20 protein-coding genes and 1 tRNA gene are annotated in these 24695 nt (G+C 45.8%); 14 read left to right on the top strand and 7 right to left on the bottom strand.

Translation table 11 applies throughout. The annotated features are described in order from the left end of the window. Positions 1-50: 50 nt before the first annotated feature. Positions 51-560 (bottom strand): DUF1543 domain-containing protein, encoded by a 510-nt coding sequence (locus NI470_RS12280; RefSeq protein ID WP_216986288.1) that lies wholly within the window; start codon positions 558-560, stop codon positions 51-53. Positions 561-1044: 484 nt separating this feature from the next. Between NI470_RS12280 and NI470_RS12285 the strand changes: the two genes are divergently transcribed. Beyond that, positions 1045-3276, top strand: coding sequence for an NADP-dependent isocitrate dehydrogenase (locus tag NI470_RS12285; RefSeq protein ID WP_004645166.1), 2232 nt, complete (start codon positions 1045-1047; stop codon positions 3274-3276). Positions 3277-3536: 260 nt separating this feature from the next. On the opposite strand, the gene NI470_RS12290 is transcribed toward NI470_RS12285, so the two are convergent. Then, positions 3537-3623 (bottom strand) — tRNA-Leu (locus NI470_RS12290). Positions 3624-3790: 167 nt separating this feature from the next. Between NI470_RS12290 and queA the strand changes: the two genes are divergently transcribed. The 8 genes from queA to secF all read left to right on the top strand — a co-directional run bounded on the left by queA (position 3791) and on the right by secF (position 12069). Beyond that, positions 3791-4825, top strand: a complete 1035-nt coding sequence (gene queA, locus NI470_RS12295) for a tRNA preQ1(34) S-adenosylmethionine ribosyltransferase-isomerase QueA (protein ID WP_253148531.1) — start codon at positions 3791-3793, stop codon at positions 4823-4825. Positions 4826-4841: 16 nt separating this feature from the next. Then, positions 4842-5870: a hypothetical protein gene (locus NI470_RS12300; RefSeq protein WP_005106091.1), complete on the top strand. Its 1029-nt coding sequence runs from the start codon at positions 4842-4844 to the stop codon at positions 5868-5870. Between the two features lie 49 nt (positions 5871-5919). Beyond that, entirely contained in the window at positions 5920-6489 is a 570-nt protein-coding gene (locus NI470_RS12305) for a LemA family protein (protein ID WP_004645163.1), read from the top strand. A gap of 113 nt (positions 6490-6602) precedes the next feature. Then, a complete protein-coding gene (locus NI470_RS12310; protein WP_253148530.1) occupies positions 6603-7445 on the top strand; it encodes a DUF4303 domain-containing protein in 843 nt (280 codons plus the stop codon). Positions 7446-7575: 130 nt separating this feature from the next. Continuing rightward, complete coding sequence (tgt, locus tag NI470_RS12315; protein WP_004281657.1) at positions 7576-8706, top strand: tRNA guanosine(34) transglycosylase Tgt; 1131 nt, start codon at positions 7576-7578, stop codon at positions 8704-8706. Between the two features lie 100 nt (positions 8707-8806). Next, the gene (gene yajC, locus NI470_RS12320) at positions 8807-9136 is read left to right on the top strand and encodes a preprotein translocase subunit YajC (protein ID WP_004645158.1); all 330 of its coding nucleotides are present in this window, start codon (positions 8807-8809) and stop codon (positions 9134-9136) included. A 51-nt stretch (positions 9137-9187) separates the two neighbouring features. Continuing rightward, entirely contained in the window at positions 9188-11086 is a 1899-nt protein-coding gene (gene secD, locus NI470_RS12325; RefSeq protein WP_004733746.1) for a protein translocase subunit SecD, read from the top strand. Positions 11087-11094: 8 nt separating this feature from the next. After that, a complete protein-coding gene (secF, locus tag NI470_RS12330) occupies positions 11095-12069 on the top strand; it encodes a protein translocase subunit SecF (protein ID WP_171066787.1) in 975 nt (324 codons plus the stop codon). A 24-nt stretch (positions 12070-12093) separates the two neighbouring features. On the opposite strand, the gene NI470_RS12335 is transcribed toward secF, so the two are convergent. From NI470_RS12335 to cysM, 5 genes are all read right to left on the bottom strand, one after another. Then, positions 12094-12777, bottom strand: coding sequence for a hypothetical protein (locus tag NI470_RS12335; protein WP_253148529.1), 684 nt, complete (start codon positions 12775-12777; stop codon positions 12094-12096). A gap of 100 nt (positions 12778-12877) precedes the next feature. Continuing rightward, positions 12878-15187 carry a RelA/SpoT family protein gene (locus tag NI470_RS12340; RefSeq protein ID WP_180038925.1) on the bottom strand — a complete coding sequence of 770 codons (2310 nt, stop codon included), beginning with the start codon at positions 15185-15187 and terminating at the stop codon, positions 12878-12880. A gap of 32 nt (positions 15188-15219) precedes the next feature. Then, positions 15220-16608 (bottom strand): 23S rRNA (uracil(1939)-C(5))-methyltransferase RlmD, encoded by a 1389-nt coding sequence (rlmD, locus tag NI470_RS12345; protein WP_253148528.1) that lies wholly within the window; start codon positions 16606-16608, stop codon positions 15220-15222. Positions 16609-16614: 6 nt separating this feature from the next. After that, positions 16615-17433: a 3'-5' exonuclease gene (locus NI470_RS12350; RefSeq protein ID WP_005101819.1), complete on the bottom strand. Its 819-nt coding sequence runs from the start codon at positions 17431-17433 to the stop codon at positions 16615-16617. Positions 17434-17451: 18 nt separating this feature from the next. Then, positions 17452-18381 (bottom strand): cysteine synthase CysM, encoded by a 930-nt coding sequence (cysM, locus tag NI470_RS12355; RefSeq protein ID WP_004281649.1) that lies wholly within the window; start codon positions 18379-18381, stop codon positions 17452-17454. Between the two features lie 362 nt (positions 18382-18743). On the opposite strand from cysM, the gene NI470_RS12360 reads away from it, so the two are divergent. From NI470_RS12360 to rsfS, 5 genes are all read left to right on the top strand, one after another. Further along, the gene (locus NI470_RS12360) at positions 18744-21551 is read left to right on the top strand and encodes a GacS-like sensor histidine kinase (RefSeq protein ID WP_253148527.1); all 2808 of its coding nucleotides are present in this window, start codon (positions 18744-18746) and stop codon (positions 21549-21551) included. 107 nt (positions 21552-21658) lie between these two features. Further along, positions 21659-22447: a crotonase/enoyl-CoA hydratase family protein gene (locus NI470_RS12365; RefSeq protein ID WP_004733731.1), complete on the top strand. Its 789-nt coding sequence runs from the start codon at positions 21659-21661 to the stop codon at positions 22445-22447. Between the two features lie 36 nt (positions 22448-22483). Next, positions 22484-23353 carry an NAD(P)-dependent oxidoreductase gene (locus tag NI470_RS12370; RefSeq protein ID WP_253148526.1) on the top strand — a complete coding sequence of 290 codons (870 nt, stop codon included), beginning with the start codon at positions 22484-22486 and terminating at the stop codon, positions 23351-23353. Positions 23354-23392: 39 nt separating this feature from the next. After that, a complete protein-coding gene (locus tag NI470_RS12375) occupies positions 23393-24181 on the top strand; it encodes a hydroxypyruvate isomerase family protein (protein WP_004733727.1) in 789 nt (262 codons plus the stop codon). A gap of 81 nt (positions 24182-24262) precedes the next feature. Continuing rightward, on the top strand, positions 24263-24670 hold the full coding sequence (gene rsfS, locus NI470_RS12380) for a ribosome silencing factor (protein ID WP_004733726.1): 408 nt from the start codon (positions 24263-24265) through the stop codon (positions 24668-24670). Positions 24671-24695 lie beyond the last annotated feature (25 nt).

Consider the following 24695-nt stretch of genomic DNA (forward strand, 5'->3'; position numbering starts at 1 on the left):
CTCGTCGAATCATTCAGCTAGCCCTAGGTTTAATTCAATCGCAAACTGCTTTAAATCGTGAGATAAGTATTTTCCCAACGATTGCCACTGAAACTACCCTCTAACAGTTCTACGTAGCGACCATAAACCTGATCAATGGCAATACAGTCATCTACATCCAGCACACGGTCAGTATGCTGTTTTTGCCAGTGCCGGGCGAAGTAAGCTTTGCCGCGCTGTTTAGCGACCATGGCATTCTGTGCAACCACCAGCACATAACGATGCAACTCTCCAAACTCACGTGGATCATAACCACCCAGATTAATCAGCCAAAGTTTTTCATCGGATTGCTGTGGCTGTGCATCAGTAAATTGCAGCGCATAGGACTTGCCTTCAAACTCTAGCCCGTTGATTTGCGCCCAGGCATCAATATGCAGACCTTTCTGTTCCGCAAACCAGGCATTTTTCAATTGCGGATAGGTATCTTCCAGACTCTCTCCTATTGCCAAAACCACATCATGAACTTCTGTATTGGCACGGGCATGACGACCACCGAGCATCACAATAAACAAGCTGGGCATTACATTTCCTTGTTAGCGTCAATCTTTAAGATCATTTCATTGATGCTTGCCAGTATAGCGCAAAGCTATTCCATGATGATGTAGCCATCTGCCAAGGACAAATTTGCATCATCAGCCTGACTGAATTTGCGCAAAACAGCATCCAGTCACTCGGTATCCATCTCCATATCGAGGATCAGTTTAAGCCTGTGTCAGGATCAAAAAACCATTTTCAGTGAATACAATTGGCTAGCGAATCATTTCCGATCATTTTCATCAGGATTTACAGCGATAGAAGATTATTTTTTTGTACAAAATACAAACACGGCTAAACCGCACAAATCTGTACAAATTTTCGCCCAAATTTCAATCTAAAGGCATATTTCGTTGACTGAAATGCGCTGAAAGACGATACTCTCAATGTTTTTATTTAAGCAAATCGGTTCAAAGAGGCTGGGCCAAAAGTTCGGTCCTCAGAAACTCAATCCAACGCAAGGGGCTATATATGGCTGGTGGAAAGTCAACTATCATTTACACACTGACCGACGAGGCGCCATTACTGGCGACTTATTCTCTGCTGCCGATCATTGAGACCTTTACTAAGCCAGCTGGCGTTGAGATCGTCAAAAGTGACATCTCTGTAGCTGTGCGCGTGCTCTCCGAATTTACAGATTACCTAAGCGAAGAGCAAAAGGTGCCTGACACTCTAGCTGAGCTAGGTCGTCTTACACAAGATCCAGACACGAACATTATCAAACTCCCAAATATCAGTGCTTCTGTTGGCCAGCTAACAGCGTGTATCAAGGAACTTCAGTCTAAAGGCTATGCAATCCCTGACTATCCTGAAAACCCGACCACTGAAGAAGAAAAAGCAATCAAGGCACGTTATAGCAAATGTCTTGGTTCAGCAGTAAACCCTGTTCTACGTGAAGGTAACTCAGACCGTCGTGCGCCTGCTGCCGTTAAAAACTACGTGAAAAAACACCCGCACTCTATGAGCGAGTGGAAACAGTGGTCTCAAACTCACGTTTCACACATGGACGAAGGTGACTTCTACCACGGCGAAAAGTCAATGACTTTAGACCGCGCACGTGATGTGAAAATGGAATTGATCACCAAGTCTGGTGAAACCATTGTTCTTAAGCCAAAAGTTGCGCTTCAAGACGGCGAAATCATCGACTCAATGTTCATGAGCAAGAAAGCACTTTGCGACTTCTACGAAAAAGAACTTGAAGACTGTCGTGAAGCAGGCATTCTGTTCTCTTTACACGTTAAAGCAACCATGATGAAGGTGTCTCACCCAATCGTCTTTGGTCACTGTGTAAGAATCTACTACAAAGAAGCATTCGAAAAACATGGCAAGCTTTTTGATGAGCTTGGCATTAATGTCAATAACGGTATGGCCGGTCTTTACGAAAAGCTTGAAACTTTACCAACCTCTGTACGTGAAGAAATCATTGCTGATTTACATGCTTGTCAAGAACACCGTCCAGCTTTAGCGATGGTTGATTCTGCAAAAGGCATCACTAACTTCCATTCACCAAACGACGTGATTGTAGATGCTTCTATGCCTGCAATGATTCGTGGTGGCGGTAAAATGTGGGGCGCTGACGGCAAGCCCTACGACTGTAAAGCAGTCATGCCTGAATCAACTTTCGCACGTATTTACCAGGAAATGATCAATTTCTGTAAATGGAATGGCAACTTCGATCCAAAAACCATGGGTACTGTACCTAACGTTGGTTTGATGGCGCAAAAAGCGGAAGAATACGGTTCACACGACAAGACTTTCGAAATTCCTGAAGCAGGTGTTGCGAACATCACTGACCTAGAAACAGGTGAAGTGTTAATGTCTCAAAATGTGGAAGAAGGCGATATCTGGCGTATGTGTCAGGTGAAAGATGCACCGATCCGCGACTGGGTGAAACTTGCTGTGACTCGTGCACGCAACTCTGGCATGCCAGCAATCTTCTGGCTTGACCCGTACCGTCCACACGAAAATGAACTGATCAAGAAAGTTGAAAAATACCTGAAAGATCATGACACCACTGGTCTTGATATCCAGATCATGTCACAAGTACGTGCAATGCGTTATACGCTTGAACGTGTTGCTCGCGGTCTAGATACTATTTCTGTAACAGGTAACATCCTGCGTGACTATCTGACTGACTTGTTCCCGATCATGGAATTGGGTACATCTGCGAAAATGTTGTCTATCGTGCCATTAATGGCGGGTGGCGGCATGTACGAAACAGGTGCAGGTGGTTCTGCTCCTAAGCACGTACAGCAGTTAGTTGAAGAAAACCACTTACGTTGGGATTCACTGGGTGAATTTATGGCGCTTGCAGTTTCTTTAGAAGAAATGGGTATTAAAGAAGGCAATGACAACATCAAGTTACTTGCCAAAACTTTAGACCGTGCAACTGGTAAATTACTGGATAACGACAAGTCACCTTCTCGTCGTACAGGTGAGCTTGATAACCGTGGCAGCCATTTCTACCTGGCGAAATTCTGGGCTGAAGAACTTGCTGCTCAAGACGAAAATGCTGAATTGAAAGCGAAGTTTGCACCTCTTGCAAAAACTTTAGCTGAAAATGAAGAGAAAATCGTTGCTGAGCTTGCAGAAGTTCAAGGAAAATCAGTAGACATCGGCGGTTACTATGCGATTGATCAAGAGAAAGTAAATGCAGTGATGCGTCCAAGTGCTACTTTGAATGCTGCTCTTGCTTCTATGTAATGAGTTAAAAAATCGATTTAACCTTAGGTTAAATTGATTAAAAAAACCGGCACTGACGTGCCGGTTTTTTTTATGTCCAATTCATGCATCGCAATCACTGAAGTAATCTATTTTTAAACGGTGCTATGCAATGTTATTTTCACGAGTTGTCTTTTAAATCAAGTAGATAATTTTGAAGAGAAGATAAAAAGAAACAGGTTATTATTTTTCAGGCAATAAAAAACCCCAAGACTGAATGCGCTTGGGGTTTTCTAGAATTTTGGTCCCGAGGGTCGGACTCGAACCGACACGTCATCTCTGACAGCGGATTTTGAGTCCGCCGCGTCTACCAATTTCACCACCTCGGGAGTGGATGAAAGGTATAATACGCGATTTCTCAGCACTGTCAACGCAGAATATTTTCATTTGTTTATTTTTAAAACAAATCGCATTTTTTCGTTTTAAAATCGAGCAATTCCCGCCATAAAAAAGAAAAAAGTTTATACTAGCCGCAGTTTTTTTAGCGTAAATCATCATGCAACTTTCTGATTTTAATTTTGATCTCCCCGATGAGCTGATTGCTCGCTACCCACTGGAAACACGCAGTGCCTCTCGCCTGTTGCACCTCAATGCCCAAGGTCAATATCATGACCATCAATTTACCGATATTCTGGATTTACTTGAAGACGGCGACTTGTTGGTATTAAACGACACCAAAGTCATGAAGGCCCGTTTAAAAGGTAAACGTGCTTCAGGCGGTGCGGTAGAAGTGCTGGTTGAGCGTATGCAAGATCGCTTTATTGCCTATTGTCATATTAAGGCCAGCAACACTCCGAAAGCCGGTGCAGAACTTTTTATTGGCCCGGATGCAGTGAAAGTGACCGTACAAGGCCGTCATGAAAATCTGTTTATTGTAGAATTTTCACAACCAATTCTCGATGTGCTGGATCAATACGGCGCCTTGCCGATTCCGCCTTATTTCAACCGTGAAGCGGAAGAGATTGATACTGAACGTTATCAAACTGTGTTTAATGACCCAACCAAACTGGCCAGCGTTGCAGCACCTACTGCCAGCCTGCATTTTGATGCCGATCTGTTGGCAAAATTGGAAGCCAAAGGGATTCAAAAAACTTTTGTGACCCTACATGTTGGTGCAGGTACTTTCCTGCCAGTGCGTACCGATGATATTCAAAATCACATCATGCACAGCGAATGGTGCGACGTCCCTGAAACTGCGGTCGAGATGATTCGTCAGACTAAAGCCCGCGGTAATAAAGTCATTTCTGTAGGCACGACTGCCACCCGTGCAGTCGAAAGTGCAGCACAAGCACATAACGGTGAACTGGCAGCCTGGACAGGTGATACCCAGATTTTCATCTATCCGGGTTATCAGTTTAAAGTGGTCGATCGTTTGATCACTAACTTCCATTTACCAGAATCGACCCTGTTAATGCTTGTGTCTGCCTTGTCCAATCGTGACAATATTCTCAATGCTTATAAGCATGCAGTAGACAGCCAGTATCGCTTCTTCAGTTATGGCGATGCCATGCTGATTGATCAGGCGAAATAAGCAAGAACCATTGCCCATGCCGATCGAGTCTGTACAACAGTCCATTCATATTCGCCGCAAGAAAAATGCAGTGGTGTTTCAAAATATCGCTCGGCTTTGGGATCTGGGTCAACAGGCCAAAACGCATCAGCAATTGCTGGATGGGCTGCATCCCTGGAATGGCCCGATTACGCTCAAGTTTGAAAATAACCTGCCGCTTGCGCTTGCCGGAATTGGGCTTTTTCTGATTGGCAGCATTTTTATTGCGCCGGGAAATATCTGGATTCAGGGCAGTGTTTTTCTCGGCTGTCTCTGTATCTTCTGGGCCTATATTTGCTATGAACAGCAGCAGCCCTTAGAGGAAGTCATTGCTTTTCTGGAAGAACAGGCACTGGCCAAAAAATATCAGCTTGCCTTTCAAAAACAGCCACTGCATATTTCCATGCCACTCAATCCCCTGCACTTTATCCGGCATTTAAAACAATTATTTCCAGTATTCAATCAAGGTTCGTTGAGTAATGAGATTCAGCGTTATGCCAGCACGGTCTGGGAAGATGAAAATGGCCAGCAACATCAGGTGCTACTGTTCCAATACCACTATATTGATGAAGTACAGGCCCGAAATAAGGAAGGTCAGCCAGTCAAACTGATGCAGGTCCATAAAGACCTGTGGGGCGTATTTGTGTTTGATATCCAGATTCAGGGACTGGCCGTTACGACTTCCAGAAAGAAATTTTATTATCCTTATAGCCATCCCTGGCACAGCAGCGATATTCGCACCAACCAGAGATTAAGCTTTTATGGCAGTGATCCGCTGCAAACTGCCAAATTACTCAGTCCGGGTTTTGTGCTGCGACTGGCCGACTTTTTTGAACAGCGTCAGGGTGATTTACTGTTTCACCCAGAAAATAAGATGCTGTGCTATCTAGGGCCCCATGATTTATTTCAGGTATCGAGCAAGCAGCAGAATATTAGCGATATTTCCACATTGCGCGGCCACCTGAGAACGTTTAAATTAAAACAGCTCGAAAACTTACAACATGATCTGCTGCAGTTTTTAAAATAAATTTTTCGCATCATTTTTAAAATATAGATATAGCTTGGGGAGATCTCGGATGGGATTTTTGATTTTATGTTTGATCATTGTGGCGCTGATTGTCACGATTATCATGATCCGCAACAGTATTGTCCGTCATCATAACGCTACGATTCGCGCCTGGTCGGATGTCGCCAGTTATGAACGGCAAAAACTGAAAATTCTGGATGGGCTGCAACCGCTGGTCGAGCAATACTCGAGTTTTGAAAAAGGCACGCTAGAAAAAGTCACCGAACTGCGTCAGAACATCATGAACCTGAATATCAAGGATGCCGATATTGGACAATTACAACGCATTGAAAGTCTGAACAAACAGTTAATGCATAGCCTGAATGTCGTGATTGAAAATTATCCGGAACTGAAAGCCAATGACATCTATCTGAAAATGATGGCTGAAATTGAAGAACAGAATGAAAATGTCGGTGCGGCGATTACCATTTATAATCGCAATGTCGAGCTGTTTAACAACCAGATCCAGATTTTTCCGCACAACATCATTAATAATATGTTACTCAGAAAAAAAGTGGTACGTCCATTCCGTGATCAAAGCGTGACACAGAATTTTGATTACCGTCCGAACTTTCACTGAGTGAACAGCAAGATCTGATAAAATTTTGCATCCTTGGCGCATTAACTTATTATAAAAATAGCCAAGGATGCGGCTGTACCTATCTAAAACTTATAATATAAAGAATAAAAATTATGCTGGATTATTTAGAGCACTTGCAACAGACGCTGGTCGAGGAATTTTATCGGTTATACGACCATTATCAGGATGATCAAATCTATGCCTGTAGTCTGGTCTTTGACGAATTTTTACTGCTGGATGATCTGGCCATTTCGACTGAACGCAGTATTTTTAAAGATCCGGAAGATCCTCAGCAATATCTGGCTGAACAGGATCGCTGGAATGTCCGGAAATGGCGTTATCGGGCCCACACTTCGCCCGACTCAGGACTCACCCCCTTTAAAACCTTGCTGTCCGATTATTTTAAAACCCAGCACAGCTTTGGCCATCCGGTATTGGCACAGCAAAAACAGCTGCACGCGACGCATCTGGATTTATTGCTGGAGAGTTTTAAACAGGCCAAATATCGTCTTTCTGAGGCTTATGGTCTGGATCTGGATGGCATCCTGTTTTTCATGAGCCTGCCCACCCAAGTCGAATTTGAATGCCAATCTGCGCAGACCCTGAATCCTGAGCATATTCATTTACAGAAATTTCTGGCATCCAGACAAACTACTCATTTACCTGCCATGCAGAAACGCTTGAAACTCTCACAAAACGACAAAGATATCCTGATTGATCTGGAGCAGATGCTGTTGATGGAGCCTTATGATTATCTGCAAGTGGCGCAAGATGCCTATTTACTGACCTTGGAATCCTATTTTGTCGATAGCAATATTTATATCCAGAAATTGATCCAGCATATCGCCGCAATGGCCTCGGAACCGGATGGCAGCTGCGCCCTTAGCCGGGAAGATATCCAGCAGCGCTTGCAGCAGTTTTCTGCCCATCCGCCAATATCTCCGGATGTTCCCTAGCTTCAGCGATAAATAAAATTACAGAGCGAATGCTCTACAATGCTGGCGTTTAGTGTAAGAATCAAGGAAAATAGCGCCCTTTAGCTATAACAATCAGCGAACTGTTTTTTCGCCTTGATGTGGAACTCCTATGAAGTTTGAAAAATTAGGTCAGTCGGGCCGTGCCCGTCGTGGTCGTTTAACGCTTGAACACGGTGTCGTTGAAACCCCGATGTTCATGCCTGTGGGTACGTATGGTACGGTCAAGGGCCTGTTGCCACGCGACATTAAAGAGATCAAATCTCAAGTCATTCTGGGCAATACCTTCCATTTGTATCTACGTCCAGGACTGGATGTAATTCGTGAACATGGCGGCCTGCACGGCTTTATGAAATGGAATAGTCCCATTTTGACCGATTCAGGCGGCTTCCAGGTCTTCAGTCTGGGCGCAATGCGTAAAATTAAAGAAGAAGGTGTCACCTTCCGCTCGCCGATTGATGGTTCAAAAGTATTTTTATCTCCTGAAATTTCAATGGATATTCAGCACACGCTGAACTCTGACATTGTGATGATTTTTGATGAATGTACCCCGTACCCTGCGACGCATGAAGAAGCACAAAAATCTTTGCAACTTTCTCTACGCTGGGCCAAACGCTGTAAAACCCAGCATCATGACGTGCTGAAAAACCGTAATGCGCTGTTCGGCATTATTCAAGGCGGCATGTATGAAGATTTACGTGATGAATCTTTAAAAGGCCTGCTTGAAATCGACTTTGATGGTTATGCGATTGGCGGCCTGTCCGTGGGCGAACCAAAAGAAGAAATGATCAAGGTTCTGGATTATCTTCCAGAGAAAATGCCTGCAGACAAACCGCGTTATTTGATGGGTGTCGGCAAGCCTGAAGATATTGTGGAAGCGGTGCGTCGTGGTGTGGATATGTTTGACTGCGTAATGCCAACCCGAAATGCACGTAACGGTCACTATTTTGTGACAGACGGCTTGGTGCGAATCCGTAACAGTAAATACCGTCATGACCAAAGCCCACTCGATCCGCATTGCGACTGCTATACCTGCCAGAACTTTACCCGTGCCTATTTATTCCATCTTGAGAAATGTGGGGAAATGCTCGGCTCTATGCTCGGTACGATTCATAATCTGCGCTATTACCTGCGTTTGACTGAAACAATGCGTGATGCATTAGACAACGGTACATTTGACGAATTTGTTCATGACTTTTATGCCCGCCGTGGCCTGGAAGTGCCACCTTGTCCGCAAGATTAATCCATCAGCATTTGCGCTGAGGAAAAAGACAATGTAAATTGCAAGAATATGTCAATTTATTATCGAGTTGATCACCAGTTTTTTATTTTAGGAAAATGTAATGAGCCTTTTTATTTCGACTGCTCACGCTGCAGGTGAAGCTGCACAACAACCAAGCATGATGGCGAACCTTTTGATGATTGCTGTTTTTATTGCAATCTTCTATTTCTTGATCTGGCGTCCTCAATCTAAACGTGCCAAAGAACACCGTGCTTTGGTCGACAGCCTTGGCGTTGGCAGTGAAGTGGTATTTGCAGGCGGATTAATGGGCAAAATCACCAAGATTGAAGGTGACTTCGCAGTGGTTGAATTGAGCCGTGGTGTAGAAGTCAAAGTTCAACGTGCAAGTGTGATTTCAGTCCTCCCTGAAGGCACTTTAAATAACCTTTAATCAAAAATAGTCGTGCCCTCGCACGACTTTTTCATTTTAAGAAGAAAACGAATGCGTTACCCAGCATGGAAATATGTACTGATCCTGGTTGTCCTGGTGATCAGTACCTTATATGCCCTGCCAAGTTTGTATCCAGATGAACCTGCTGTACAGATTTCGGGTGCCAAAGCCGGTACTCAAATTGATGCAAGCATCGTACAAAAAGCAGAGCAAATTTTAAAAACTGAAAATATTGCCACCCATGACAATAGCTTTGGCAACAATGCAGCCTTATTACGTGTAGATTCAAGTGAATCACAGCTTAAAGCCAAAGAGGCTTTACGTCGTGGTTTAGGTGATGATTACGTGGTTGCACTGAACCTTGCCCCGACCACCCCAGAATGGCTGCAAAAAATTGGTGCCAAACCAATGAAGCTTGGCCTGGATTTACGTGGTGGTGTTCACTTCTTGCTTGAAGTGGATATGGACAAGGCCATTTCCCAGCGTATGGAAACCTCTGCGACGGATCTACGTCGTCAGTTGCGTGATAACAACCTGAAATTTAATAGCCTGAATTTAAGCAACAACACCATTGTGATGCAGTTTGCCAACAATGATGATCGTTCTGCAACGATGGACTTCTTGCGCCGTAATGGCAATGAGTTTACCCAGCAGGCTGTTGCGACCGAGACCGGTTCGACCTTACGTCTAAACTATACTGATGTGCGTAAGCAAGAAATTGAATCTTATGCTGTCAATCAGAACTTGACCACTTTACGTAACCGTATTAACGAGTTAGGTGTGGCAGAAGCACTGGTACAAACCCAGGGCAGCAACCGTATTGTGGTTGAGCTTCCTGGTGTACAGGATACCGCTGAAGCGAAACGTGTCTTAGGTCGTACCGCGAACCTCGAGTTCCGTCTGGTGTCTGACCTGAATGATCAATATATTGATCCATATACCGGTCAGGCTACAGGTGCATTGCCACCAGGCACAGAAGTCTTTGCTTATGAGTCACTGGACAGTGGTCGTCAGCTCCTCTTGAACCGTAACCGTATCTTAACCGGTGAACGTGTTCAGAATGCATCAAGTGGCTTTAGCCAAGACACAGGCGGTGCTGAAGTTAACATTACCTTGGACAGCGCAGGCGGCAAACTGATGTCGGATGCCACCCGTAATGCGGTCGGCAAACGTATGGCCGTCTTGTTCATCGAGAACAAACAGCGCATTAATTATGTGGAAGACCCTGCGACCGGCACTCAAACTGAAGTTCGTACCCCGTATACTGAATCTGTCGTGATTAACGCTGCAACCATTCAGGCAGTACTGGGTTCTCAGTTCCGTATTACTGGTCTGGACTCACCGCAAGAAGCTGCTGAACTTGCCTTGATGCTGCGTGCAGGTGCGTTGGCTGCGCCAATGTACTTTGTAGAAGAACGTGTGATTGGTCCAAGTCTGGGTCAAGAAAACATCGACAAAGGTGTACTTTCAACTCAGATCGGTTTCCTTCTGGTCGCCATCTGGATGGTGGTATTCTTCCGTCTGTTTGGTGTGATTGCCAACTTTGCACTGGTCTTTAACCTGGCGATGATTCTGACAGTCATGTCTTGGATTGGCGCTTCCCTTACCCTTCCAGGTATTGCCGGTATCGTCATTACCATTGGTATGGCGGTCGATGCCAACGTACTGATCTGTGAACGAATACGGGAAGAAATGAAATGGGGGGCTTCGCCAAAACAGGCGATTGTGGCCGGTTATGATCGTGCCTATAACACCATTTTCGACTCGAACTTGACCACATTCCTGGTGGCGTTCATTCTGTTCGCGATTGGTACAGGTCCGATCAAAGGCTTTGCCGTAACCCTGATGATTGGTATTGTCTGCTCGATGTTTACTGCCATTACAGTAACGCGTGCCGTGGTACAGCTCATTTATGGCAAAAAACGTAACTTGAAAAAGTTGAGCATTTAAGGAGATCACTGATGACTGAAAATACTCAACTGAATCAAAAACAGTACGGTCGCCCGGAAGACGAACGCATTATTCCGTTTATGAAGATTGCGATGCCTGCGGCATTGTTTTCAATTCTCTTAACCGTTGCGAGTATCTTCTTTATTGCCACCAAAGGCCTGAACCTGGGTTTGGACTTTACCGGTGGTGTGGCAGCCGAATTAAACTATACTAATCCGGTCAAACCTGAAGATGTCTCCAAGGCATTGAACCAGGCAGGCTTTAATGATGCTGTGGTTCAGACTTTAGGTTCTGAACGTGACCTGATGGTGCGTATGCCGGTTCAGGAAGATATCGAAGCTGAAGACCTGACCAAGGCTGTTACAGCAGCGGTTCAACTGCCAAATAATGCGGCAGAAGTACCCAAGGTTGATGTCGTCGGTGGTCAGGTCGGTAATGAGCTCTATGTCCGTTCTGGCGGTGCTGTGGCACTTGCGCTCCTGCTGATGCTGGTCTATGTCACCATCCGCTTTGAGGTCAAGCTGGCTATGGGTGCAGTATTGTCACTGTTCCATGATATCGTCGTTACCCTCGGGATTTTTGCGATGATGCAGTGGCCATTTGACCTGACTGTACTTGCAGCACTCCTTGCAATCATCGGTTTCTCACTGAATGATAATATCGTGGTCTCTGACCGTATCCGTGAGAACTTCCGTAAGATTCGTGGTGCAGAACCGGTCGAAATCATTAACATTGCCCTGACTGAAACCCTGCGTCGTACCATTCATACCTCTATGACCTTATTGCTCGTGGTGCTTGCCATGATGCTAATGGGTGGTGATGGTCTGAAATGGTTCTCGATCGCGATGTTTGTTGGTGTCTTTGTCGGGACCTATTCGTCGATCTATATTGGTACAGCCTTTGCCTTGTGGCGTGGTCTAAACCGTCAGGACTTTATTGTTCAGGTGAAGCCAGAATTTGAAGACGAGAACCAGATTCCATAATCTGTTCTGTTTCATGTTCATCGTTCAGCCCGTCTTATGATGGGCTGAATTATTTCTGCTGTTTGAATATGTGGCAGTGGGAATAATCGAAATGACTGGATGGATTTTCTCAATATCGGTTTTTTGAAAAATCACCTGTCGGTGTTCATCCAGGCTTTGGAATTCATAATGATCCTGAGCTTCGCTCACCAACTGCAAAATTAGCTGCAGGCCATTGACCAGATATATACAGAGCATGCATGAAATTGGCAACCCGGCCTGTTTGTCACAAATCAGCCACCAACCTGATTTTAAGCTGGGAAAATAATACGGCCCTGCTACCTGAATCGCATAATGCTGTGCTTGCAGATGAAAAATATCCTGATTGAATGAGAGCGCTGAATCTATGGGAATAAGTGTGAATGCCTGCTGTTGTACCACCTGCATCTGAAATAGTCCACCTTGCTCTAGAGTCGGAGATAATTCAACTTTCAGCTCATCCGACTGATCTAGAATGAACACATCTAGACCCAGTTGTTGTTCCAGCTCCCTTGCTGCTTTCTCGCCGATCTGGCGTTTGCTATTCAGCAATTGAGCGATATACGATGCAGACAAGCCGAAATGCTCACAGATCTCTTTGCCGGTTTTAAATTGCTGCGTCTCGATCAGCAGATCAATCACCTTGGCCAGATTATTTCGTCTACGTTCAAATATTTCGGTCGCGCTCATTTTGGTTTGCTGGTCTATTTTTTATGCATGTGATTCAAATACCTTACAATAAAAAAGCCCGCAATTGAATTGCAGGCTTTTTAAACTTAGGTAACAGGAATTAAGTACCCTGTACCAGACGACGCGCGCTGATAATTCCCGGTTGCTGCTCAAGACGGGCCAGCAGCTTGGAAAGTTGTGCCAGACCTTTGACTTCAATCAGCAGCTTCATATTGGCAATACCGTCCGCTTCCGAAATGGTATTCACCTGACGGATATTGATTTGATCCGAGAAAATCACTTGCGTCAGATCTTTGAGCAAACCGCGTCGATCATAAGCTTCCACTACAATCTGTACGCTCTGACCACGAGTCGGCTGCATTTCCCAATCCGCTTCTACCGCACGCTCAGGCTCTTGAGTGATCATGCGCACATAGTCCGGACAAGCGACCTTATGAATGCTCACCCCCCGATTCAGAGTGATATAACCTGCAATTGACTCACCATGCACCGGTTGGCAACATTGCGCGACATGCAATTCCACGTTATCCAGACCGTCGATCAGAATCCCGTGCGCTGACAGCGTATGACTGGCACGCGGGTTCAGGGCAGGTTTTAGCACCAGTTCAGGTTCGTCCTGATCCAGATGCATATGACGATTCACCTGATTAATCAGGGCATGCAGGCTGATATCGCCATTGACCAGATTCACCAGAATGTCATCACCGGTTTTGACATTAAAGTGGTTGCAATAATCACTCAAATCAATCGATTTTGGGTGAATTGCCAGACGTGACAATTCCTTGTTCAGCACTTCACGGCCGACTTCCAGGTTCTTGCTGCGATCCTGCTGACGGAACCAGTGACGCAATTTATCTCTCGCCCGGGCAGTCTTGATATAACCCAGCGAATTAACCAGCCAGTCCCGGTTCGGTTCCCGGTCTTTTTTGGTCAGAATCTCGACCTGTTCACCGGTTTTCAGGGTGTAAGTCAGCGGCACATAGCGCTGATTTACCCGTGCGGCATAGCACTTGTTCCCGACCTCGGTATGCACATGATACGCAAAGTCGAGTACGGTCGAATCACGCGGCAGCTCTTTGATATCACCATCACGGCTAAACACATAGATCTTTTCAAAACCTTCAAAATCTTGAATATGTTCAAAATTCTCTATTTCATCTTCAGATTCTTTATGTGCACTGGTTTCATTGCGCTCTTGATAATGCTCAAGTACCGCACGTAAGGAATGCAGACGATGGTTAAAGGAGCGATCTGTCGTTTTTGCACCTTCTTTATAATTAAAGTGTGAACACACCCCCAGTTCAGCTTCGTCATGCATTGCATGGGTACGAATCTGCACTTCAAGTGACTTATTCTCGGCAATCACCGCAGTATGTAAAGAACGATAACCATTGGCTTTCGGATTGGTAATATAGTCATCAAACTGATGCGGAATATGGCGCCAGATCTGATGCACAATACCTAAAGTGTGGTAACACTCCGGTACACTTTTCACCAGTACCCGTAAAGCACGAATATCATAGAGTTGGTCAAAGCTCAGGTTCTTGCTTTTCATTTTTCGATAAATCGAATAAATGTGTTTCACCCGGCCATTAATTTCAGCTTCGATACCATGTTCGGCCAATTCATTGCGTAATTTATCAATCACAAACTGAATATACTGTTCACGCTCCAGACGCTTTTCATTCAGTAAGGAAGCAATTTCTTTATAACGTTCCGGCGCAAGATAACGGAACGCCAGATCTTCCAGCTCCCATTTCAGCTGGGCAATGCCCAAGCGGTGTGCCAGTGGCGAGTAAATGGTCAGAATTTCTCGGGCCACCCGTTCCTGACGCTCACGCGAGGAATTGGCCAGTTCACGCAAGGCATAGGTACGTTCGGCCAGCTTGACCAGAACAACCCGTACATCTTCGGTGACCGAGATCAGCATTTTGTAAATGCCAGACAGATGTTCACGCTGGTTATTATTGAAATGATCTTCCAGGCGTTTATTTTTTTCGATCAGCTCAGACAGCTTACCCATGGCAAGCGTACCTTTGACCAGGCTATGCACCTGTTCGCCGAACTGTTCCAATACTTCACTGAGTGGCATGACGCCTTCACGAACAGCACGATACAGCATGGCTGCGGACAAAGTATCTTCATCGACATGCAGATGCGCCAGAATATCCGCCATCTCAATACCAGTATAAAAGGTATTGGAGCGGTGCTGAACCGTACTTTGCAGCTCTCTTTCTAATGTTAAGTGGGCGACTTCTTCGAGCTGCGTTAAAGGTGCGCCATCTAATATGCCACGAACCCGATCCAACCATTCAGTCAGATCCTGGTGTGCTTGTTCGGCATGTTCTACAGTCGTCTCCTGTGACAACTCATTGAGTCGTCCAGGGAGTTGCTCACGTACTGTGACCATACCCGTCTCCTACTTTTAAAAACATCATTTCTTTAATCGTTTATTTGATTTTCTTTTTCGAACAATGCGATTGATTCAACATGTCCAGTATGTGTAAACATATCCATCACGCCCGCTTGGGTGAGACGATAGCCCTGTTGTACCAAGAGTCCTGCATCTCTGGCGAGTGTCGCAGGATTACATGACACATAAACGATTCTTTTAGCTCCAAACTGAGGGATATAATGCATCACTTCTTCTGCCCCGGCACGTGGCGGGTCGATTAATAATGCATCAAAACCTTGATTTGCCCAAGTGTGGTGCGAGAAATCTTTGGTTAAATCTTGTGAATAGAACGATATTTGTGCAATACCATTGTTTTTGGCATTTTCCGCACCACGTCGAACCATTTCATCACTTCCCTCGACCGCAATCACCTGACCCGACGCACCAACACAGCGCGCAAGAGGTAAGGAAAAGTTTCCTAATCCACAAAAGAGATCCAGAACCCGTTCACCCTGTTGCAGTTGTAGCAAATCACATGCCAATCGTACCATTTGCGGATTGATGCTTGAATTTACCTGAGTAAAGTCCAGAGGATTAAAGCCGAATTTCACATCAAAGTCATCAAGACCATAGTGTAAGCGTGCAGATGCTTCTGTATCATCTATTCGCGAAAGCGTTTCTTTGACGGCAGGCTGCAGATACAGTTGCCAGCCTTTCTGTAACGTAAATTCGCGCAATTGGTTGACATCATCGGCAGATAATTTTGCAGTTTCACGCACCAGCAGCGCAATGTCCTGATCCCCCATGGCCAATTCTATATGACCGATGTCGGCCTTACCATTCAGACCTTGCAGCAATTGTTTAAGACGTGTAACCGAGCCAAACTCGCGATCCAAGATCATACAGCGATCAATCGGTGTCAGTTTGTTGGACTGATTCTCACGAAAACCCACCACCAGCTGATCCTTGGAAGGTAGATAACGCACCCCAATCCGGGCTTTACGGCGATAATCTTCACGTTGTGAACGTAAAGGCGGTAGCCATTGATCAGGCTGGATTCCAGCAAAATGCTGAAGATGCGATTTCAGCACATTCTGTTTCAGTTCAATCTGCGCATCCGCAGCAATATGCTGCATATTACAGCCACCACAGATCCCAAAATGCGGACACACCGGCTTCACGCGAATCTCGGAAGCGTCGCTCAACAATTCAAGACTGTCGGCTTCTTCAAGTTTTTTGACTTCGCGGGTAATGCGGGCACGCACGGTTTCACCCGGCAAGGCATAACGGATAAAGACTTTCTTGCCATGTTTATGCTGCGGATGATCCGGATGTGAACCATAATGAGCGATGCCACGTCCCTCATGCGATAGTGACTCAACCTGAAAAATATACTCGGGTTGCTGGGTAGGACGTGCTTGTGCTCGATGTTTCATGAAAACCTAGGGTGTGGAGATGGGAAAATCAAATTGGGTAAATTCAGTTCGTTGCGAAGTCTCACGCCAAACTGATAAAAAGTCCGCATGCTGCGGTTGAGTATGCAAATATTGAATCGTGCTTTGCAGCAGGTGCTGATAATCCGGCAGTAACAGCTGGCCTTTTAACAACAACCAGCGGATATACACCAGCCAGGTATTCAGGACATCACCTTCACAATACGACGTCAGTTCGGTCCATTGCTGATTGCGGACATATTCTGGAACCCGATAGGCTCCGTCACCGCGCTTGCCTGGATATCCCAGCAAATGTGCAACATCATCCAGCTTCTGGAAATGACGAGCATGAAACATGGCCATCACATCCATCAGATCAACATGACGATGATGGTAACGATTCTGGTAGTTATTATAACGCTTTTGCGTATCAATTTCGCCTTGATCGAACAGACTCGGTGCAGAGAGCCCATGATACATGGCACGGTATAGAATTACTGGTAAATCAAACTGTGAGCCATTCCAACTCACTAGAGTCGGATGGCGCTTGTCAAAAATGGACAAGAATTTTTTCAAAATTTCTGCTTCAGAATGTTGTTCCCGGCTAAACGAAAACAGCTTCATGCCCTGCTCATCCATCCACAAACCGGAAATACAGACGATTTCATGCAGCGGTAAACGCTGAAAATCGGAGCCTGAATCCTGACGGCGTAATTTGGTCAGGGCCTGATCCAGATCTGCCTCGGGCAGGTCCAGACCAAACAGATGCGCGCCTGATTTGAGATCGGTTTGGGTTTCAATATCGAAAGTTAAAACAGGCAGGCGCATAAAGCAGTGCTCAAATAATTATTCAGGATCTTGTACAGAGAATAACCCTGTAGACAAGTAACGGTCACCACGGTCACAGATAATACACACAATCACTGCATCCGGATGTTCTTCTGCCAGTTTAATCGACGCCCACACTGCACCACCGGAAGAGGTTCCGGCACTGATGCCTTCTTTCTGTGCCAGCTTGCGCATGGTTTTTTCAGCTTCGATTTGTGGAATATCAATAATTCGATCGACTCGGCTGCGGTCGAAAATGGTTGGCAGATATTCTTCTGGCCAGCGACGGATTCCGGCAATGCTTGAACCATCAGATGGCTGTAAACCGACGATCTGAATATCAGGATTCATTTCTTTCAGGTATTTCGACACACCCATGATGGTGCCGGTGGTGCCCATAGAACTGACAAAATGGGTAATTTTGCCACCGGTTTGCTGCCAGATTTCTGGACCCGTGGTCAGGTAATGCGCTTCGACATTGTCCGGATTTCCGAACTGATTCAGCACCAGACCCACACCATCATTCTGCATTTGAGCAGCAAGATCACGTGCACCTTCCATGCCCTGCTCTTTGGTTACTTCAATTAGCTCGGCACCATACGCACGCATCGCGTCCTTACGTTCCTGACTCATATTGTTCGGCATGATCAGCTTCATTTTATAGCCACGCATTGCTGCGACCATCGCCAATGCAATCCCCGTATTTCCGCTCGTTGCCTCAATCAGGGTGTCACCCGGTTTGATCTGCCCACGCTTCTCGGCCTGCATGATCATATTATAGGCCGGACGGTCTTTGACCGAACCTGCTGGGTTATTGCCTTCGAGTTTCGCGAGTACTGTAGCTTGAGTGTGACTTGCCAGACGCTGTAAACGCACCAGCGGCGTTTTGCCTACATAATGGTCTAACAAAAATTCATCTGCTTGAAAATCAGGGATGGTATTACTCATTATTTGCACCTATATCGAGGTGCGGCTATTGTATGAAAAAATGCTTTTCCCTGCACCCATTTAGCAAGGCTTTTTCAGAAAACTCACTAAAACTCACACACTATCAAGCCATAAACTACATTTCCCGATAATTTAGCCAGGTGAAGCAGCTCGCTAATGAAGATGAAAATACTATTTCAGTCTGGCACTTTTACAGATTGAAATTTCGTGCGTCTTAGTCTTGCTGTACCTGAGCAAAATTAACTGAAATCTCTTGTATTTTTAACTGCTAATCCGAAGCTTTATAAAAATTATGCTTAAATTTTAACTGTCGATTTAAAGCATGCTAATATGCCAGGCATAAAGAAAATACTGCTTAAATCATGTCAACGATCAACAAAAAGCTGTTTAAACGCCTACACTTAAATCATGCCTATGGACAGCTGATTGCGCTGATTTTTGTGCCGATTACCATTTTGGCCTGTGTCGGTGCCATGCTGGTGTTGACTGAGACCTCGAATGCCGCACGTGCCCAGCAGAAGCAGATGGCCATTGCGATTCTCACCCGTTTTCAAGGCACCTCAGAATATGCACTGGATATCTTGAATCTGTATCCATGGCAATATGACCAGGCCCACAATGCCATGCAGAACATGCTGAATGAAAAGCATCTAGTTCGGGCAGCGGTTCTGGACGAAAATGGCAAGAACCGTTTGGGCATCGGCTTTCAGGAACAAGCGCCTTGGCCAGAATTTGAGAAAAGCGGTAATTTTGTTGGCCCGATTCTGCATCAAGATAATCATATCTATGCCATTAAAGTGAATGAAAACACTTTTTCTACCGGCTGGCTGGCGATCGAACTGGATAACCAGCCGCTAGCAATTGCCCGTTACCGAGTACTGATCGTACTGATTGCGACCGGATTACTGACCTTATTATTGTTATTACTTTGCTTGAATTTCTACTCACGGCGCTGGATCGCCCCAATGTATGAGATTCGCATGCAGTTGCAACGCCTGAATGCCGATACCCTCGGCCAGCATATGGTGATTAACAGCACCGGAGAGCTGCGTTTATTGCAACGTGATATTGCCAATGTGGTAAAACGTCTGCATTTCAGTTTTCTGGAACTACGTGAACATACCGAACAGACCGAAGATGATTTGCGCCGTACCCTCGACACTTTAGAAGTCCAGAATATTACCTATCGTCAGGCACGCGACCAGGCGATCTCGGCCAACCAGGCCAAGTCGGTGTTTCTGGCCAATATTTCCCATGAATTGCGCACCCCGCTGAACAGTATTGATGGTTTTATTCATCTGTTGTTACGTCAGGGCAATCTCAGCAACGAGCAGAGCCTGTATTTGCAGACCATTCGTAAGTCTTCGGCGCATTTGCTGGCACTGATCAATGATGTTCTGGATTTTTCCAAAATTGATGCCGGCAAACTGGAACTGGAAACGGCACCTTTTGATCTGGAAGAAGCGATTTTTGATGTGATGGACATGTTGTCACCTCTGGCAGCACAAAAACATATTGATATGGCCTTCTATTATGCAGATGGTGTGCCAAAACACATTATTGGTGATGCGCTACGATTTAAACAGATTCTGACCAACCTGATTTCCAATGCGATCAAATTCACTCCGGATGGAGAAATCATTGTCCGGGCACGCATGGAACATGATGGAATGGATCAGTGTGTGCTGCATTTTAGTGTACAGGATAGCGGCATTGGCCTGAGTGGTACCGACCGTAAAAAGCTGTTTGAGTCCTTCTCGCAGGGTGATACCTCGGTGACCCGTCAGTTTGGCGGTACCGGTCTTGGTCTGGCAATTTCCAAACAGCTGGTCAGCCTGATGCATGGCCAGATTGGTTTTGAAGACAATCAGGAACGTGCTCCAACCGAAAAAGGCTCTACTTTCTGGTTTACTGCCCAGTTCCTGGTCGATGAAGATACCGTGATTGAGCATCCAGATTTTAGCGAATTGACCGTGGTGTCTTATCTTGCACATCCGGCAACTGCGAATGTGCTGCGGCATTATCTGGAAAATTATAAGGTTAAACATATTGAATGTGCATCAATTCTGGATCTGTTTAGCCGTCTGAATCATTTACAGAATAGCGAAAATACCTGGCTGATCGTCGATCATAGTGGTGACAGTGAAGTCTTGTTACGCGAAATCCGTTCACGTTATCAGGGTCATCTGGCTGTCTATGGTTATCAGATGCAACTGGATCCAAGCATGCTCAATGACCATCGTGCCCGTGCCCTGCATCAGCCACTCAGCCGCAGCGCGCTGATTCAGTTACTCGGCAATCAGCCGGTCTTCGACCAGGAACAGCATGAAGAATTTAATGGTCAAGGCCTGCATATTCTGGCCGTGGATGATCACTTACCCAACCTGATTGTTCTGGAAGCCTTGCTGGGTGAACTCAATGTCACCACGACCAAAGCCCTCAGCGGGCAGGAAGCGATCGATATTATTCAGCGCCGTTATGAACAGGAACAGCCGGCATTTGATCTGGTCTTTATGGACATTCAGATGCCAGTCATGTCGGGGATCGATACCACCCGTGCTATTCGCTCGCTGGAATCAACTTTTGAAAATCATAGCCGTCTGCCGATTATTGCACTGACGGCACATGCGCTTTCTGATGAAAAACATAAACTGCTGCAAAACGGCATGGATGATTATGTCACCAAGCCGATTCAGATCGAGCAGATTATCCAAATTTTGACGCACTGGACCACCGAGCATTTTAAACGGATTCCGGTACTGGAACGTGCCAATGTGATTGATGCTCTGGATCCGAATATTCTGGACTGGCAGCAAAGCCTGCAATTGGCAGCCAATAAGGAGGATCTGGCGGTAGACCTGTTACGCATGCTGGTAGACAGCTTTGCAGATGAACTCGATGAAATGCAGCAACTGATTGAACTGGAAGATTTCCCACAACTGGAACATGTACTGCATCGTCTATATGGCGCGACCCGTTATGTCGGTGCACCGACTCTGCAGAAAGTCACTGGTGGCTTTGAACAGTTCGTTTCGACCCTGCGCAAAGAACGTCGTAAAGCCGATGAAAGCTTTGTCCAGGACGTGCTGAAATATTTTGATGAACTCAAAGCCGTGGTTGAACAGGTTGAACAGGCTGCCCAGCAAATTTTGAAGCAACATTTAAATTAAAGCTTTGAAGCTGCTCAGTCCTTAACTTACTCAAGTGTGACTGGGCTGTCATGCAAGCCCAAAGGCTGCATGCTATGCTCAAGCCAGGAAAAATAAGGAAGAATGCCATGTCACTCGTGCGCTTGGAAAAAAATAACGGCATTGCCACTGTTACACTGAATCGTCCGGATAAACGCAATGCCATGAGCTTTGCCCTGCTGCGCGAACTGGTCGCGACTGCACAAAAAATCAAAAAAGATAAAAGCATCCGATGTGTGATTTTAACGGGAGAAGCCCAGGTCTTTAGTGCCGGTATTGATCTGGCAGATTTAAATAATCCTAAAAATCGTGCTTATGCCGCATGGGAACTGATCCGTCCGGGTCAAAGCTTATTTCAAAAAGCATTTCTGGTCTGGCAGGAATTGCCAGTCCCGGTGATTGCCGCAATGGAGGGCTTCTGTTTTGGTGCCGGGATGCAACTGGCATTAGCCGCAGATATCCGCATTGCCCATCCTGAGACCAAAATGTCGATTATGGAAACCCGCTGGGGACTGGTGCCAGACATGGGACTCAGCCGCTCCCTGAAAGGCCTGATTGGTATTGATCTGGCCAAAGAGCTGACCTTAACTGCCCGGATTTTTGATGGTGAATATGCCAAAGAAATCGGTCTGATCACCCATGTCGATGAACAGCCACTAGGAAGAGCACAAGCCTTGGCTGAAGAAATGCTGCAACGTTCTCCAGATGCGCTGATGGCCTCTAAATTTGTACTGGATGCCATGCAGCATCGTCCAAATAAATCCTTGCGTATGGAAAAAATATGGCAGCTGAAATTATTACTGGGTAAAAACAGTCAATTGGCCCGTAAAAAGGACAAAAACCCAGAGGTTCAGTTTGTACCGCGCCAATACAAATAAACCCAGTCTGAATCTAGGAAAGGAATAAACCAAAGCATGCAGTTGAATCGCGATACTAAAATTGCCTTTTTAGGTATGGGGCTGATGGGCACTCGCATGGCCACACGTCTGCTTCAAGCAGGTTTTCAGGTGGCAGTCTGGAACCGCACACCATCTGCCTGTGAGCCCTTGCTGGATCTAGGTGCAACTACGCTATCTTTGGAAAAGATTACAGATTACCCGGTGATTCTGACCTGCCTGGCAGATGATCAGGCAGTGCAATCTGTTTTTGCTCAGATCGAACCGTATTTGGTTGCGGAGCAAGTCATTGTGGACTTCTCTAGCCTTTCAGTACAGCAAACCCAAACACTTGCCGCACAAGCACAGGCCAAGAAAGTAACCTGGATTGATTCTCCTGTTTCAGGTGGTACAGTTGGAGCCGAACAAGGCAGTCTAGTGATTTTTGCCGGTGGTGATGCCGCGACTATTGAAGATCTTGATCCGATCTATGCAGTACTTTCACAGCGCGTCACCCGTATGGGTGATACGGGTACCGGTCAGGCGACCAAAATCTGTAATCAGCTAATTGTGGCGGCGAATAGCACCTTGATCGCAGAAGCGGTCGCCTTGGCTGGACTTGCCGGGGTGGATACACGATTACTAGCGCCCGCGCTGGCGGGTGGTTTTGCTGACTCCAAGCCTTTTCAGATTCTGGCCCCCCGTATGGCCACGCAAACTTTTGAACCGGTGCAATGGAAAGTGCAGACTTTATCCAAGGATCTGAATAATGCCGTGCAACTGGCACAAAGCTTTGATCTGGATGTTCCAGTCGCGACTCAGGCATTATCACAGTTACAGGCCCATCAGGCTCAAGGCTTTGCCGAAGCAGATCTGGCTACTGTAATCCAGCAACTAAAACATTCATAACGCTTGATTGATGCAGCCCTGAATATTGAAGAGACATACATGATTAAACTTGCCGTCAACCTGTCGATGATTTTTACCGAAGTGCCGCTGATCGAACGCTTCGCGCTGGCTCATGCACAGGGCTTTAATCATGTGGAAATCCAGTTTCCTTATGAGCTCACAATTGGCCAGATTCAAAACCAGCTCAGCACGCATCAGCTGAACTTGTGCCTGATTAATGTGCCAGCAGGCGATTTGATGCAGGGCGGTCATGGTCTGGCCGGCATTCCAGGACAGGAAATTGAGTTTCGTCATGCTGTTGAGCAGGCCATCCAGTATGCCACGGCGTTGAATGTACCCCGGGTGAACATTCTGGCAGGAAAACAACCCCTTGACTGTGATCTTTTACCCTGCCTGAATACGCTGGCGAGTAACCTGAAAATGGCCTGTTCAATGCTGCTTGAACATCAAATTGAACCGGTCTTTGAAATGATCAATGGCACCGATATGCCACGTTTTTTGATTCAAAATGTTGCTCAAGCACAGGAAATGCTGGAAGCGGTACATCATCCGGCCTTAAAAATGCAGTACGACTGTTACCACATGGCAATGATGGGCGAAGATGTACTGGAAACTTTGCAAGAAAATATTGCCTCGATTGGTCATATCCAGTTTGCGGATTGTCCGGGACGGCATCAACCCAATACGGGCTCAATTCAATATCATGATATATTTCAGTGGTTAAAACATAGTCAATATCAAGGTTATGTTGCTGCCGAGTATAAACCCAGCGGACATTCCAATGATTCCTTTGACTGGAAAGCTGAGTTCTTTCCGGAGCATGACTGAGTGGACTGCGGCTTCATTTGAAATTCAGGACTAAAACCGCTATATTAGACCATGCATAATTGTTAGGAAATTACACTCCCCATGAATTTAGAACCATCGCCCAGCGCTTCTAATTCTCACGATCTTACTATGAATTCAAATTCTCAAGCTGTAGAGGACTGCTTAAAAGTCGTACATGCTGCACTTGAAGATGTAAAAGCAAAAGAAATTGTTGAGCTTGATGTCAGCGGTATCAGTAATGTGGCTGATGCTATGGTCATTGCAAGCGGTACATCGACACGTCACATCAAATCATTGGCCAATAACGTTGCTGAAGAAGCACGTAAAGCTGGCTTCCGCCCTCTTGGTATTGAAGGCGAACGTGATGCTGAATGGATCCTCATCGACCTTGGTTATGTTGTGGTTCATTGTATGCTTCCAACAGCGCGTAAATTCTATGACCTAGAAAGCTTATGGCGCAATCCTACAGATACTGACTCTGTAGCGTAAAAACCAAATATTCAAAAAAGCGACC

The sequence above is a fragment of the Acinetobacter lwoffii genome (assembly GCF_024129115.1).
GTDB lineage: Bacteria > Pseudomonadota > Gammaproteobacteria > Pseudomonadales > Moraxellaceae > Acinetobacter > Acinetobacter lwoffii_T.